The organism is Holosporales bacterium (assembly GCA_031263535.1).
In the GTDB taxonomy this organism is placed as follows: domain Bacteria; phylum Pseudomonadota; class Alphaproteobacteria; order UBA3830; family JAIRWN01; genus JAIRWN01.
Window position 1 is genome coordinate 25,912 of record JAISFO010000034.1, and the last position, 15,823, is coordinate 41,734.

13 protein-coding genes and 1 tRNA gene are annotated in these 15,823 nt (G+C 45.7%); 12 read left to right on the forward strand and 2 right to left on the reverse strand.

Going from position 1 to position 15,823, the window contains the following annotated elements:
• Positions 1-2: 2 nt before the first annotated feature.
• The 8 genes from ileS to LBL30_04315 all read left to right on the forward strand — a co-directional run bounded on the left by ileS (position 3) and on the right by LBL30_04315 (position 9,306).
• Positions 3-2,915: an isoleucine--tRNA ligase gene (ileS, locus tag LBL30_04280; protein MDR1032305.1), complete on the forward strand. Its 2,913-nt coding sequence runs from the start codon at positions 3-5 to the stop codon at positions 2,913-2,915.
• The gene (gene lspA / locus LBL30_04285; GenBank protein ID MDR1032306.1) at positions 2,908-3,411 is read left to right on the forward strand and encodes a signal peptidase II; all 504 of its coding nucleotides are present in this window, start codon (positions 2,908-2,910) and stop codon (positions 3,409-3,411) included. Before ileS ends, lspA begins: the two co-directional genes overlap by 8 nt.
• On the forward strand, positions 3,387-4,277 hold the full coding sequence (locus LBL30_04290; protein ID MDR1032307.1) for a tyrosine-type recombinase/integrase: 891 nt from the start codon (positions 3,387-3,389) through the stop codon (positions 4,275-4,277). The genes lspA and LBL30_04290 overlap by 25 nt, the downstream gene beginning before the upstream one ends.
• A gap of 109 nt (positions 4,278-4,386) precedes the next feature.
• Positions 4,387-4,806: a zinc-ribbon domain-containing protein gene (locus tag LBL30_04295; GenBank protein MDR1032308.1), complete on the forward strand. Its 420-nt coding sequence runs from the start codon at positions 4,387-4,389 to the stop codon at positions 4,804-4,806.
• Positions 4,796-5,632, forward strand: a complete 837-nt coding sequence (gene kdsA / locus LBL30_04300) for a 3-deoxy-8-phosphooctulonate synthase (GenBank protein ID MDR1032309.1) — start codon at positions 4,796-4,798, stop codon at positions 5,630-5,632. Before LBL30_04295 ends, kdsA begins: the two co-directional genes overlap by 11 nt.
• Before the next feature lie 4 nt (positions 5,633-5,636).
• Complete coding sequence (locus tag LBL30_04305) at positions 5,637-5,951, forward strand: septum formation initiator family protein (GenBank protein ID MDR1032310.1); 315 nt, start codon at positions 5,637-5,639, stop codon at positions 5,949-5,951.
• A gap of 40 nt (positions 5,952-5,991) precedes the next feature.
• Entirely contained in the window at positions 5,992-6,807 is an 816-nt protein-coding gene (locus LBL30_04310; protein MDR1032311.1) for a hypothetical protein, read from the forward strand.
• Between the two features lie 411 nt (positions 6,808-7,218).
• Positions 7,219-9,306 (forward strand): sodium-translocating pyrophosphatase, encoded by a 2,088-nt coding sequence (locus LBL30_04315; GenBank protein MDR1032312.1) that lies wholly within the window; start codon positions 7,219-7,221, stop codon positions 9,304-9,306.
• A 76-nt stretch (positions 9,307-9,382) separates the two neighbouring features.
• Here LBL30_04315 and LBL30_04320 read toward each other — a convergent pair.
• Positions 9,383-9,472 (reverse strand) — tRNA-Ser (locus tag LBL30_04320).
• 164 nt (positions 9,473-9,636) lie between these two features.
• Here LBL30_04320 and nth point away from each other — a divergent pair.
• From nth to ligA, 4 genes are all read left to right on the forward strand, one after another.
• Positions 9,637-10,275: an endonuclease III gene (gene nth / locus LBL30_04325; GenBank protein MDR1032313.1), complete on the forward strand. Its 639-nt coding sequence runs from the start codon at positions 9,637-9,639 to the stop codon at positions 10,273-10,275.
• Positions 10,276-10,352: 77 nt separating this feature from the next.
• Complete coding sequence (locus LBL30_04330) at positions 10,353-11,429, forward strand: MBL fold metallo-hydrolase (protein ID MDR1032314.1); 1,077 nt, start codon at positions 10,353-10,355, stop codon at positions 11,427-11,429.
• 97 nt (positions 11,430-11,526) lie between these two features.
• On the forward strand, positions 11,527-12,933 hold the full coding sequence (locus LBL30_04335; protein MDR1032315.1) for a nitronate monooxygenase: 1,407 nt from the start codon (positions 11,527-11,529) through the stop codon (positions 12,931-12,933).
• Between the two features lie 28 nt (positions 12,934-12,961).
• Positions 12,962-14,986 carry an NAD-dependent DNA ligase LigA gene (ligA, locus tag LBL30_04340; protein ID MDR1032316.1) on the forward strand — a complete coding sequence of 675 codons (2,025 nt, stop codon included), beginning with the start codon at positions 12,962-12,964 and terminating at the stop codon, positions 14,984-14,986.
• A gap of 36 nt (positions 14,987-15,022) precedes the next feature.
• Here ligA and LBL30_04345 read toward each other — a convergent pair whose 3' ends face one another.
• Entirely contained in the window at positions 15,023-15,640 is a 618-nt protein-coding gene (locus LBL30_04345; protein ID MDR1032317.1) for a hypothetical protein, read from the reverse strand.
• Positions 15,641-15,823 lie beyond the last annotated feature (183 nt).

Genomic DNA, 15,823 nt, shown 5'->3' on the forward strand with positions numbered 1-15,823 from the left:
ACATGGATTATAAATCAACGGTTTTCCTGCCTAATACATCGTTTTCAATGAAAGGTGCTCTGCCAAATAAAGAGCAGGAAATCTTCGACCGTTGGGAAAAGACTGGTTTATACCAGAAGATTCGGGCTAAATCTAAAGGCTGGCCAAAGTTTATTCTGCACGACGGCCCTCCATTCGCTAATGGATCGCCGCATGCAGGCACAGCCTTGAATCGCATTCTTAAGGATGCGGTGATAAAGTTCAAGCAAATGCAGGGATATGACGCTCCGTTTGTACCGGGATGGGACTGTCACGGCTTACCGATCGAGTGGAAAGTAGCAGAGCAACTTAAGGACGAAAAGCAAGATAAGCCAGATACAATTAAATTTCGCAAGATGTGCCGCGATTTTGCAAGCTACTGGATCGATGTCCAAAGAAACAGTTTCAAGCGTTTAGGGTCGCTGGGCGATTGGGAAAATCCATACTTAACCATGGATCCCAAAAACGAGGCGATTATGGTTCGCGAGTTCGGCAAGCTGCTTATGAGCGGGGCCATATATCGCGGCGAGCGACCGGTTTTATGGTCTATAGTTGAAAAAACCGCCCTGGCCGAAGCTGAGCTTGAGTATAAAGACAAAAAGTCCGCAAGCATATATGTGGCCTTTAAGATCAAAAAGGCTTCGTCGAGCAACCTGCTCGATGCGTCTTGTGTTATATGGACCACTACGCCTTGGACTTTACCGGGTAACAGGGCGATATCGTTTTCCGATAAAATCAAGTACTTACTTATCTCGGTTAACGGCTGTTTAGAGGATAGAAACTTAAACACCAAACTGATCATCGCAGAGGAATTGAAAGACAATTTCCTTAAGGATATCGAGGCAAGTGACCATACTGTAATTCGGCAGGTAAGACACGACGAGCTAAAACAGGTTGTCTGCCAGCATCCTTGGGCAGGAATGGGGTATAACTTTGACGTTGCGTTGATTGACGGCAAGCATGTTACCTCTGACCCTGGCAGGGGCTCAGGACAGATGGAGCCCAATGACAATGGACCTGATGACTTTTACGATCAACATCCTTGGGCAGGTATGGGATATGATTTTGACATACTTTTACTTGAGGGCCAGCACGTAACCGCAGATTCAGGTACTGGCTTGGTTCATACTGCCCCAGGACATGGCTTGGATGACTTTTACGTTTGCAAGAAATATGGCGTTCCGGTAGTGCAAACGGTGGACGATGGTGGCTGCTATTACGACTATGTGCCAATATTTGCCGGAAAGCATATCTTTAAGGTAGAGCAGGATATCCTTGATCAACTGCGCAAGCGCCCTGGGACTTTGCTGGCAGCAAAGGAAATATTGCACAGCTATCCTCATTCGTGGCGATCGAAGGCTCCGCTTATATACCGCACAACCAAACAGTGGTTTATAAGTTTGGACAAAACTAATCTACGTGAAAAAGCCCTTAAGGCGATTGAAAATGTAAGATGGCTGCCGAGTCAGGGGTATAACAGGATAAAATCGTTCGTAAGTTCTCGCGGTGATTGGTGTATATCAAGACAACGCGCTTGGGGTGTGCCTCTGACGATGTTTATCGACAAAAAAACTGGCGACATACTAAAGGACCAGTCCGTAATAGACACAACAGCCTCGATAATAGAAAAAGAAGGGACTGACGCTTGGTACAGCCACCCGGCGCAAGATTTTCTTGGTGATAAATATAAGGCCAGCGATTTTGAGCAAGTATTCGATATAGTCGATGTTTGGCTTGAAAGCGGAAGTACTCATGCCTATGTCCTTAAAAACCGCGAAGAACTTGCGTGGCCGGCCGATCTTTACCTTGAGGGCTCGGACCAACATAGGGGGTGGTTTCAAGCGTCGCTTTTACACGCTTGCGCGACTTATGACAGCGCTCCATATAAGTCTGTGCTCACGCACGGATTTGTGGTGGATGAGCAGGGCTATAAGATGTCCAAGTCGCTTGGTAACGTTATTGACCCAATGGACATTGTTACCAAAAACGGAGCCGATATAATGCGGCTTTGGGCCATCAACAACGAATACACTGAGGATATGAAGTTCGGCCCGACTATTCTTAAGCAGCAAGAGGATATATACCGACGGATTAGGAATACTTTGCGTTATATGCTGGGCGCGCTGGATCAGTTTGATGATGGTCCGTTTAACTATGATTTGCTGACGGAGCTGGATAAGTGGGTACTGCACAAAGTCTCATACTTAGATAAGTTTATTCGAGAGCAGGTTGAAACCTTTTCCCTTAACCGTATTGTTACCGAGATTCACAATTTTTGCAGCGCCGATTTGTCAGCGTTTTATTTCGATGTAAGAAAAGACTGTTTATATTGTGACGGCGATAACGACCCTAAGCGTAAGGCATATCGTCAAACTTTATCGATTCTGTTCGAAATTGTTGTTAAATGGCTGGCCCCGATAGTGTCTTTCACAGCAGAGGAAGCTTGGTTGACCAGGCATCCTGAGGCAGACAGTATCCATATGCAGGATATGCCGGTAATCCCTGCGCAATGGCATAGCCCAGAACGTGACGCAAAGTGGAAACTGATAAAGGCTTTTCGTGCAACAGCAACGGCCGGACTTGAGCGCGCCAGGGAAAACAAAGTAATTGGCTCAAGCCTTCAGGCCAGTGTGATTCTATATGATCCAGAGGCAACTGCTTCTGGTTTAGGTCTTTCGGCAAAAGATTGGGCTGAGCTGTTTATTACCTCCTCAGTCGATATCAAAAACTCTAAACCTCCGACAGATGCTTATGTTGTAGATGGGGCGATTTCTTGTGGCATTGAAGTTGTTCCGGCCAATGGCAAGAAATGCCAGCGTTGCTGGAAGGTCTTGCCGGAAGTTGAACAAAATCCTGAAGAGATATGCGACAGGTGCGCAGCAATACTTCGTGTCTAAGAAATTAAAAGCCTTATCGTTTGCGGTATTAATAACGGCGGCAGTGTTATTTTTAGATCAATGGACCAAGCATATTGTCGTGGATTATTTTAATAACTCTTTGCCGCCCAAAGAATTGTACTTAACTTCATGGTTTAACATATGTCTGGTCTACAACCGCGGTATAAGCTTTGGTCTTTTGCAAAATATGCAGATTGACGGGTCGCTGATATTGGCTTTTTTAGCTATAACAGCCGCCATCGCGCTTCTTGTTTGGGTAGTATGCAACCCTCAGTCTGCGATATCCGTATCTGCTGGACTAATTGCTGGCGGCGCTGTGGGAAATGCGATTGACCGCCTTAGTATTGGGGCGGTTGTCGACTTTATCGATTGGCATATTCTTGAATATCACTGGCCGGCGTTTAATTTTGCTGACTCGTCCATATGTGTTGGCGCTGCTGTAGCGTTTCTTTACACGCTTATTCATAACAAATGTCACAGCAAGATAACCTTATAGAGCTGTTTACCGAAGCCCTTACAGGTCAATATGGAAGTGCAGAAAACACCGTCAAGTCCTATGTTATGGATCTGCGGGCGTTTATGCAGTTTATCGGCTCTATACCGCTTACATCCGTTACAGCGGTGGATATTTCAAACTACATGGGAATGCTTTACGATCAAAAGAAGTCTAATAGGACCATTTGTCGACGCCTATCTGCATTAAGGCAATTCTATAATTTCCTAACAGAAGAGCAAATAGTAATCCTGAATCCTACGCTGCATATCGATAATCCGAAAATCGCCAAAAACTTGCCGAAATTCCTGGATACGCAGTCTATTTTTAATATGCTTCAAGCGGCCGATACGCTGGAATATCCGGAGTCGCTGCGCACTAAACTGATCGTGCATTTTCTTTATGGAAGCGGGCTTCGGGTAAGCGAGATGCTTAACCTTAAGGTAAATTCAATCGCTTTTGATGGGCAGTACGTTTTGGTGTACGGTAAGGGCGGACGAGAGCGTATCGTCCCAGTTCCCGAACAGCTTCTGTTTCTGCTAAAGGAATGGAAATTACACCAGAATCTTACCAGCATCAGCTGGCTTTTCCCATCGACTCACCCTAAAGGAAGACTGACCAGACAGCGTATATTTCAAATTATCAAAGCTTTGGCTTCTACATCGGGAATAGACCTAAGCCTAGTATCGCCGCATGTGATGAGGCATGCATTTGCCACTCACCTTATAAACAACGGCGCAGATATTCTAAGTGTGAAAAAGATGTTGGGACACCAAAGCATCGTAACCACCGAGATCTATACCCACCTAACTAATGATAAAATCAGGGAAGAACTGCTGGCCAACCATCCTCTTTCGAAAAATAAGTGATAAGTTCCCACAGTAATCCGCGTTGTATGATAAGACTCAATAGGGTTTGCAAAATCAGGTGCGCAGGCTGTAAGATAAAGCCATACAGGATCACAGGTATATTAGCGCTATGACAGTTACATGCCCGAATTGCAGCAAGAAATACAGGTTGGATATCAGCAAACTAAGTCCAAGCCGCAAAGTAAGGTGCAAAGCCTGCAGGCATGTTTGGCCTCTAGCTCTAGATAGTGATAAAAAAGAGGCAATCTCAGAGGTCCGCAGTTGCGCGTGCACAACTCCACCATGCCAAGACAAGTGCCTTAAAAAAAGCCGCCTTCTGAAGGTTATAAAATTTTTCATATGGATCGTTGTGTTTTGTGCATGTGTTTTTGCTGGTTATTTGTTTTTGGAAGATGAGACGCCGTTCTCGCCAGGCCATACTAATGCGTTTTACGAAAATAAGCATTATGACATATTCAAGCCATCATATTTTTCTTCTACAGATGGACATTTAGCGGAATCGAATCTCCTAAATTTCTATGCAAACTAACAAGCAGAAAATTGTCGACGTAAGTGGGGTTAAGTTTGGTAACGAACTGCCATTATCCCTTATACTTGGGCCTTGCGTTGTTGAAAGTCGCGATCATGCTATGTTTATGGCCGATCACCTGTGCAGTATAACCAAAAAGCTCGGTTTTAGCTTTGTATTTAAAAGCTCTTTTGACAAGGCTAACAGGACTAGCATTAATTCTGGTCGGGGGATGGGGCTGGAAAAAGCGCTGAAAATATTTCAAGAGATCAAGTCCGAGTTTAAATGCCCGATCGTAACAGATGTGCATTTGCCGGATCAGTGCGCGCCAGTTGCGGAAGTGGTGGATATGCTTCAGATTCCGGCGTTCCTGTGTCGCCAGACCGACTTGTTAGTTGCAGCGGCTAAAACTAAAAAGCCTTTGAACATCAAAAAAGGCCAATTTTTGGCCCCTTGGGATATTATTCAGGCCACGGAAAAGGTCGCCAAGAGCGACAATGATAGCGTCATGCTTTGTGAACGCGGAGCCATGTTCGGTTACAATAATTTAGTTGTAGACATGAGGTCCTTCCCCATAATGTCGGCAACTGGCTATCCAGTAATATTTGATGGCACGCATTCTGTACAGATCCCAGGGGGGCTTGGTGTCAAAAGCGGCGGGCAGCGTGAGTTTATTCCAACCCTGTCGCGTGCCGCTGTTGCGGCCGGTGTTGCTGGCGTTTTTCTTGAGGTTCATAACGACCCAGATCAGGCCCCCTGCGACGGGACAAATATGCTAAGGCTCGATGATTTGGAAGGCCTACTAACGCAACTAAGGGCAATCGACCGCACTGTTAAGGGGTATTAGGGCTGTGAGTACAAGTGCTCATCCTTTAAAAAAAGTCTGGTTACCGCTGTTTTGCTTAGGGCTGACGGCGTATTTTGCCTATCACATTCTTTGCGGAAAGCGGGGGATATTCTCCTGGCGGCAGGTGAACAGCAAGATCACAGTTCTAAACGATCGTTTGAGCAACTTAAAACAACAAAGCGCTGCGCTTGAAAACAGTGTAAGCAGGCTGAGAAGTCGCTCCCTCGATCCAGATCTTCTAGACGAGCAAATCAGGAAAATACTTGGCTGGAACGAAAAGGACGAGATCGTAATAGTAGACCCAAGCTATAAATTCTGACTGTACGCCCCAAAGCCTTGTTATGTATCAAGGCTAGCTCTTGAATAAACAACAGCATATCTGCGCCTTTGCCAAGCGTCAGGATAAATTTTTTAAAAAAGTGTTGACTTCTGAAAAATTTTTTTGTAAACTATTAACGGTTATTGGAATTTATATAGGAGAAATTATGATTACTAAAAAAACTTTGTTGATTGGTAGTATTGCTTTATTAGGTTTAGGTGGAGCTTTTGATAGTAACGCTGCTCTGGACACTGTCCTGTTTGTAGATTTGACATTTACTGATACACAGGGACAAAAGACACGCCAGCATATAACGAATCGAGGCTTTGTAGGTGTCTTGAAAGACACAGCGGATGAAGCTGTCGGGACTGGTGAAGGAACATATTCAAATTATTTTGATTGTTCTAAGCTTACGCATATGAGGCCATTTGTGGAAAAAGGCCCACACGGCTTTATGGCAGAATACCATCACTCTTACCTGTCTGATATGATACAACGTTCTCTTGATACGCACTTTGAGCCAGGAACTTTAGGCACATTCAATTTTTTATGTGATGTCGCAAATTCGGAAGATAAGAAGGTATATAAGGCGATGCTTCACAATTCATTTGATGAATACTGCATGGGTGATATTTCCGATACTCAGTTTTTCATGCAAGTTTATGGAATTCTTTGTCTTTTGGATCCTGGAGAGCCGGAGTTTGGTCGCATTGATTCGTTGATGAAGAAAAGAGATCAATCTCAGGAGCACAGTGACATGTGGAGACAAATATTTCAGATATTGCGTCAGTGCAGGCGAGATATGGACAGCGGTCATACGGAAATCGACGGATTATTTGACGATATGGATGAATAAGGTTAGTCGATTGAGAATCAAATATTGAAATTTAGTTTTTGAGAGCAAAGATGAGGGCCTCGGCCCTCTTTTTATTGTTCTGAGGTAATATTTCGAAATGTACCTTCTCTGCAGCTTCCCAGACACACTAACAGATTATGTAGATTGCCAAAGTTCGTTAAAATGCTTTGGGCTCAGAAGAATACTATCTATAACTTTGTTGGCCACATCTATAATGCCTATCTCCTTACTCTTACAGGAAGTTTCCAAATAATCAACAACGCTCAAGCGTCTTCTTCTCTTTTAATGAAGGTAGATCAAAATACTCGGTAAAACGTTGGCAGTTTGCACCTTAAAGTACATAAAATTTTTTGTAATAGCTTCTGTTGTGATAAGATCCATTAGTTATTTACATTTTGTGTGAGGAACGTAATGGCTAATTATTATATCGTCTGCTTTCTGGCTGTGTTGGCTTTATTGTACGGCCTTGCTTCGGCCTATTTAGTTTTCAAAGCTGGTACGGGCAACGCCCGTATGAAAGAGATTGCCGCGGCAATACAAGAAGGAGCCAAGGCCTACTTAAGCAACGAATATCGTGCCATCTTGGTTGTAGGGACGGTGGTGGCAATGGCGGTTGGCTATTTCATGGGGACTTATTCCGTCATTGGATTTATTATAGGTGCGACGTTCTCAGCGCTAGCGGGCTATATAGGCATGATGGTGTCCGTTCGGGCCAATGTTCGCACGGCAGAGGCCTCACGCGGCGGGATTGCGGCTGGGCTGTCGCTGGCATACAGGGCCGGATCTGTAACCGGATTTTTGGTTGTAGGCTTGGGGCTGTTAGGCATAACCGGGTACTATATTTATCTACGCAGCGCATTTTTAGATGACCACAGCATATCAGAGGCCCTGCTAGCGTTCAGTTTTGGCGCTTCGCTTATATCCATATTTGCACGACTTGGCGGCGGCATATTCACCAAAGGCGCCGATGTGGGTGCAGACTTGGTTGGAAAAGTAGAGGCCGGTATTCCAGAGGACGACCCAAGAAACCCAGCGGTTATTGCAGATAACGTAGGCGATAATGTAGGCGACTGCGCAGGCATGGCGGCGGATCTTTTTGAGACGTATGTTGTTACGACAACCGCCTCTATGGTGCTGGCAGGGATATTCTTTGCCGACATTCATTTAGAACTTTTGACGCTTTATCCCTTGGCGATATGTGGGGTCTGCGTTGTCAGCTCTATCCTTGGGACGTTTTTTGCCCGCCTGGGTAACGGCAAGAATATTATGATGGCGCTGTATAAAAGTCTGTTTGCGACTGCTCTGTTCTCACTCTTGTCAATTGTTGGGGTGACGTACTATCTTATTCCGCCAGACGAAGTGTTTTTCGTTAATAACCTAACTTTCGGGGCGACGAGTTTGATTGTTTGCTGCTGTGTAGGACTGGTCGTTACGACCTTAATCGTATGGGTTACCGAGTATTATACCTCATCGTCCTATCGCCCTGTGCGGTCCATCGCCAAAAGCTCTGAGACTGGGCACGGCACCAACGTAATTCAGGGGCTTGCGGTTTCGATGGAGTCTACGGCAATTCCGGTAATTATCATCAGTGCAGGTATTATCGTGTCCTATATAACAGCTGGGCTTTATGGCGTTTCTATCGCAGCGACAAGCATGTTGGCGTTGGCAGGAATAGTTGTAACAATTGATGCCTATGGCCCAATAACCGACAACGCAGGAGGGATCGCCGAAATGGCTGAGCTGCCCGCGAATGTAAGGGAAACCACCGACGCTCTGGACGCAGTAGGCAATACTACAAAGGCCGTGACTAAGGGATATGCCATTGGCTCAGCGGCGTTGGCGGCGCTGGTTTTGTTTTCAACCTATACCCAAGACCTGCAGCGTTTGTTTGAGCATGTTGCTGTCAATTTCAGCCTGGAAAACGCGTATGTAGTGATTGGCCTGTTTATTGGCGGACTGCTGCCATATCTGTTCGGCTCATGTGGGATGACTTCGGTTGGGCGTGCTGGTGGAGCGATCGTGATGGAGGTCCGCCGGCAATTTAAGGAAAAACCTGGTATCATGAAGGGTACGGATAAACCTGATTACAGTTTGGCTGTCGGAATACTTACCAAATCGGCAATCAAAGAGATGATCTTGCCGTCTTTGTTGCCGGTATTTACGCCTATATTACTGTTTACGGTCGTATACTATGTAGCTGGTTTAGCCGAAGCTTTCAGCGCGCTTGGTGCTATGCTGCTTGGGACCATAGTCACTGGCATTTTTGTGGCAATTTCAATGACCTCAGGTGGCGGAGCTTGGGATAATGCCAAAAAGTATATTGAGGCAGGAAATTATGGCGGCAAAGGCTCAGATGCTCATAAAGCTGCGGTTACCGGTGATACGGTAGGCGATCCATATAAAGATACAGTCGGTCCAGCCATAAATCCGCTGATCAAGATCGTCAACATCATCGCCCTGATAATGCTGGCAGCATTGTCTAAGATAATTGTTCAGTAGGCCCAAATATCTTAGAGAAAAGGATTTGCTCGCCTTTTCTGTGCGGCTTTGGCTCTTATCCGTATAAAAAAATACTTGGCGGAAGGGGTGGGATTCGAACCCACGGTACACTTGCATGCACAACGGTTTTCGAGACCGCCCCGTTCAACCACTCTGGCACCCTTCCGTGTAGCTAGTCCGATGCTGATTTTTACACGAAACGCCCATTTCATCAATTCCAGTTTCGGCCAAACTATAGCCAATAGTCGCATCCAGCGCTTGCTTTCAATACCAGACTGATTTAGCGTTGTCACAGGTGATAGATTTGTCAAAGCCGTGGTATAGTTGGCGATGAAGCAATCGATGGATATGGAGTTACTGTTCTCGCGCTTGCTGTCAAACACTAACAAGCCAGAGATAGAGCTGAAGTATTTTGACGCCTATACGTTGTTAGTAGCGGTGGTTTTATCTGCGCAAACTACAGATAAAGCCGTCAATCTTATCACGCCTAAGCTTTTTTCGCTTGCGAAAACCCCAATAGAGATGGTTCAGCTTGGCGAAGAGAAAATTGCCTCAATCATCAAATCCATTGGACTTTACCGGACTAAGGCGAAAAATCTTGTGGCTTTAAGCAGGATTTTGGCAGATAGCTATAACTCAGAAGTTCCCGACTCTCTAGACCGGCTGACAGCGTTACCCGGCGTTGGTACTAAAACGGCGAAGGTCGTGCTTGCTTGCGCATTTGGCAAACCCTACATCGCCGTTGATACCCATGTTTTTCGGGTGGCGCACCGCCTGAGTATATCGGATGGGCGTACGCCGGATGCTGTCTCTAAACAACTGGAGAGTATTATTCCAACGCATATGGCGGCAAAAGCAAATTCTTTGTTAGTGCTACACGGACGCTACGTATGCAAAGCCAGAGCACCGCTGTGCAAACAATGTTGCTTATCCGATATGTGCCCTAAACTGATAGAGCCAAAAAAATAAAACATGAGTTTAAGGAGAAACATCTTTAAATAACCTCATTATTTGCTTAGGATGTGTTGGATTTATAAGCCTATTGTATGAAGTGGTTTTTTTGCATCCTGCTTGTTTTAGTGCTCATTGTGATTGGTCATGTCAATTCTACGAAGTTTGGATGGCTGCCAAGCGGGGCAAGTTTGGAAAGGATTCACAGCTCGCCAAACTATAAAGACGGTCAGTTTAGGAACATTGAGTCTGACGCCTCAGATTACAGTATGAGCTGGAGCAAGTTTGTCAGTATAATCAAGGCGCTTCGTACCATCTTCGCCGGACAAAATTGTGTTATTCCGTCCGTAAAAACAGATCTGATGAAATTGAAGGCGAACGAGGACGTTCTGGTGTGGTTCGGTCATTCGTCTTATTTTATTCAGCTTGACGGCATAAAAATATTGGTCGATCCGGTGTTCAGCGAAGTATCGTCCCCAATTCCATTCTTCCCAAAAGCCTTGCCTGGGTCAAATGTGTATAAGCCACAGGATATGCCAGAGATAGACTATTTAATCATCACGCACGATCACTGGGACCATCTTGACTATGAGACGGTCAAAAAGCTTAAGGTCAAAACAGCCATTTGTCCGCTTGGGGTGAGGGCACATCTTGAGCGCTGGAGGGTTCAAAATATAATTGAAATGGATTGGAATGAAAGTATAGAGCTTGATCGTGGACTTAGGATACATTGCTTGCCCTCCAAGCACTTTTCTGGTCGCAGTTTTTTCAGGAATAAAACACTGTGGGCGTCATTTTTGCTTGAGACTATATCGCGGTTCAAAATATTTATTGGTGGAGACGGCGGGTACAGCGGCCGATTTGCCGATTTCAGCAAAAGGTTTGGGCGCGTTGACCTTGCCATTCTGGAAAACGGGCAATACAACGAAAACTGGCAGAGCATTCACATGCATCCAGGGGAAACTTTACGCGCCGCTGAAGATCTTCACGCCAAAGCTTTACTTCCGGTTCATTTCGCGAAATTTACCTTGGCGCCTCATAAGTGGAACGAGCCTTTGTGTAAGATCAGCAAACTTCCGCGCAGCAAGGATCTTCGGCTTTTAACGCCAATGATTGGGCAGAAGGTTAATCTTAGGGATGCTGATCAGACGTTCAATAAATGGTGGGAGTAGTTGCGTTTTAAAGAGCTGCCTTCCATAAAAAACTTAAGGTATGTTAATATCTTGCTTGAGAATGCAGAATTATCCGTAAGCCGCTTCACAAGAGGGAATGTTGTTTAAACTTGATAAGCTTTTGATGTCGGGCAAAGAAGTCCTGCCGATAGTTGAAGGGGGCAAGGGAATTGCCGTATCAACTGGCGTGACTGCCGGCAATTGGGCAAAATCCGGAGGGATTGGGACGTTTTCTGGTGTAAATGCTGACTTTCAGGATGAGAATGGTAAGATAATAAAGCCGGTTTATAAAGGTAAAACCAGGCTGGAACGCCATGTCGAGATGATAAAGTTTGCCATAAAAGGGGGCGTCTCGCAGGCCAAGATTGCTCATGATATCGCGGGCAAAAATAATGGGCGTATTCACATGAACGTTATGTGGGAAATGGGCGGGGTAGAAGAAATTCTGGACGGCATTTTAAGCGGCGCCAAAAACCTTATCCATGGGATTACTTGTGGGGCGGGGCTGCCTTATAAAATCGGGGAAATTGCCGCCAAGTACGGCGTGTTTTATCACCCTATTGTCTCTTCCGTCAGAGCGTTTCAAGCCCTTTATAAGCGCTCTTTCCACAAGGTAAAAGAGCTGCTTGGCTCAGTCGTTTATGAAGATCCATGGCTGGCGGGTGGGCACAACGGAATATCCAAAGCAGAGTCAGCTGACGTACCTGAAGAGCCTTATACTCGTGTAAAAAAGCTGCGAGAGGCCTTGCGCGAATTTGGACTTAATTGTGTTCCAATAACAGTAGCCGGCGGTGTTTGGTGGCTTAACGAATGGAAGGATTGGATCAATAATCTGGAAATAGGGAAAATTGCATTTCAGTTCGGAACCAGGCCTTTGCTAACCAAAGAAAGCCCCATCTCTGATGCTTGGAAAAGATTACTGGTTAAACTAAAGTCGGGCGATGTAGCGTTGAATAAATTCAGTCCAACTGGCTTTTATTCCTCGGCAGTTAAGAACAATTTTATCGCTGAACTGAGCGCCAGAAACGAGCGACAAGTAAAATTCGCCAAAGCGTCAAATGATGATCAAAGTGCTGAATTTGTATACAATGATCGTGGCAATAAGGTCTATCTGAGTGAAAAAGACACAAGGTTGGCGCAAGGTTGGATTGCTGACGGATATAAGGTCGCGCTTAAGACGCCAGACGATACTTTGGCTTTCGTAACCGAAGAAAAAGCGCAGGAAATATCAGAAAATCGCGGTCAATGTATAGGGTGCCTGAGCGCATGCAAATTCAGTGGTTGGGCCCAGAATTTGCAAAACAACCTTCTTGATACGCTGCCTGATCCAAGGTCGTTCTGTATACAAAAAACGCTGCAAGCCGTCGCCCATGGCGGAAGTGTTGAGGACAACTTGGTTTTTGCCGGGCACAAGGCATTTAGGTTTGCCGAAGATCCTTTTTATCTTAACGATTTTATTCCAACGATAAAGCAATTGGGGGACAGGATTCTAACCGGCTTTTAGTCTCACAACGTTTTGACTGCGCAGGCGGATGAAAGCCTTAGAAAAAGAAGAATATAACCGTCTGGTTGATCGGCTTAAAGAATACGCCGAGGCATATTATTTGCGCGACAATCCCATAGTCAATGACGATGAATATGACCGGCTTTACCTGCGGCTGGTTGAGCTGGAAAAACTGAATCCAGGGTTTATAAGGCCAGACAGTCCTACGCGGAATGTGGGAAGCAATATCGGTAAAACCAAGTTTGCGAAAGTTAAGCACACTGAGCCTATGCTGTCACTGGAGAATTCGTTTTCACAGCAAGAAGTTGAGGATTTTTTTGCTAGAGCGGCCAAAATGCTTGGGGTTCCGGCAGAATCAATAGAGATAGTTGCCGAACCTAAGATGGACGGCTTGTCGCTTAGCCTGATATACGAGAACGGCAGGCTGGTAACCGCGTCAACCCGGGGAAATGGGCAGGAGGGTGAGAATATAACCCAGAATGCTAAGGTAATTAATTCCATACCCCATGTAATTGCTTGCAAAGATCGCCGGCTTGAAGTGCGTGGCGAGATTGTAATAAAAAAAGAAGATTTTATTAAGTTGAACAGCGATCGCCTCAATAAGAAAGAGCCAACTTTTTCTAACCCGCGCAATGCTGCTGCAGGATCGATAAGACAATTAGATTTACAAATAACAGCATCCAGACCCTTGCACTTCTTTGCGTATAGTGCCTTACCGGATCAAGCCGATACACAGTGGGAAATGTTATCTCGACTTAAAGAGTGGGGGGTTTCGGTCGCTTCAATCAGTAAACTTTGCCCAAATTTAGATGCGGCGATCCAACACTACCAGGATATAGGCGAAACTCGCGCCAGTATCGAATACGACATAGACGGGGTCGTGCTGAAAATCAACCGCTTGGATTGGCACAAACGCCTTGGCGCCTCCAGTAAAACCCCAAGGCACTCGGTGGCGTATAAGTTCTCGTCTGAGCTGGCGGCAACCAAGCTTATCGACATCAAGGTTCAAGTTGGCCGAACGGGAGTATTAACGCCTGTCGGTATTCTTCAGCCCGTTAACATAGGCGGTGTTATGGTATCACGGGCAACTTTGCATAATCAGGACGAGATTAAACGCAAAGACGTAAGAATCGGCGATACGGTACTGGTTAAGCGTGCAGGCGAAGTCATCCCAAAGGTTGAGTCTGTTTTGCTTGAACATAGAGGCGCAGAAAGCGTCCCTTTCGTGTTTCCGGCAACTTGCCCAAGCTGTGGCGCGGAAGTTGTAAAACAGGAAGGCGAAGCAGCGATTAGGTGTTTGGCTGGACTGACCTGTCCAGCACAAGGCATTGAGCGTCTTAAGCACTTTGTCTCACGCAAAGCATTCGATATAGTGGGTTTGGGTGATAAGGTTGTCGAAGAATTTTTCGGCGCCGGCATAATTACCAACCCGGTTGATATATTTACGCTTGGGCAAAGGATTTTTGATGGGAAGGTTAACCTGTTCAATCGCTATGGATGGGGTCAGCAATCGGTTGATAACCTGATAGACGCTGTAAACAAATCAAAAAACATCTCGCTGGACAGATTTATATTCGCGCTTGGAATACAACAAGTTGGCGAATATACGGCCAGAATGATTGCCCGCGCTTACTTAAGCTACGATAGCTGGTTCGCTCATATGCATGATGCAGGGATTAATGATCTTGATATCGAAGGTGTAGGTCAAGTCGTAGCCAGCGAACTGAAGGCCTTTTTTGCTTCAAAGCAGAATATTAAGCTGCTTAAAGATCTGGAGCGATTTATAACGGTAAATGATTACGCGCTGCAGGTCTCTGACAATGCGTTTTTAGGCAAAACAATTGTGTTTACCGGTACGCTGGCGAGTATGGGGCGTACGGAAGCAAAAGAAAAGGCCTTGGCTCTGGGGGCTAAAGTGTCTAGCTCTGTTTCGGCTAACACCGACTTTCTGGTCGCGGGGGAAAGCCCGGGATCTAAACTAAAACAGGCTCAAAGCCTTGGCGTCGTTGTCCTGGACGAAAGCGCCTGGAGGTCGATGGCTGGGATAGAGTGATTTTTTATGGCTGCCGTCTCCCCTACACTTGCGACATTAATGCAATACTTCCCCTCCCCCCATTCGCATCACTTCTCTGCCTGGGACGGTGATGTAGGCGGGACCTATTCCTCCTTTACAGTTGTAGTTGATAAACCTAGGCAGACGAAGATTGTTCATGTTGCCCGGTATTGTCAGGAACTGCAATCCTACTGAATTAACCAAGTCCAAATCTGAAAACTTAGAGTCGCCTACATCCAACGTGATCAGTCCTGTCAACCCTGAACAACCTTTTATTTCCGACAGCTCCGTACAACCAGAGGCATTAAGCGCAGCAAGATCTGCACATTCTTCAAACTCTAACGTATTCAGCACAGCTAGCCCACTAACGTCTACGTTACTTACACCACTTAGGTCGCTTAACTTCAGATAACTCAATCCCACACATCTTTTAAGGTCAAGAAGGTCTTTATGCCCGCTGATGGTCAAACTAGTTATACGTCCAGCCATAGCGGCTATGCTTGCCATCCGAACCGATTGCCCAACGTTCAACCTAACTTCCACTGCTTGAAATAGAGATAAAAGATTAAGCTTTGACAGTTCATCCTCAGGTTTCAAACCGTAATTGCCTGGAGATAAATCTAATGTGAGCGACGAGGTGTCTGTAACGAACATAATCTCTGGCCTCTAGTTTATAAGTAAAGGTATAGCCGTCAACTCTGTCCTAGTCCAATTTTGAGCATCCGTTGCGCATTCGACCTTAGCGATCGAAGGAAGATCGAGTATCTCCTGATGAGAAAACGTTCTAGGTTTGTTGCAGCGATCTACGACTGCTTGGCAGATTGATTTCACATCAGG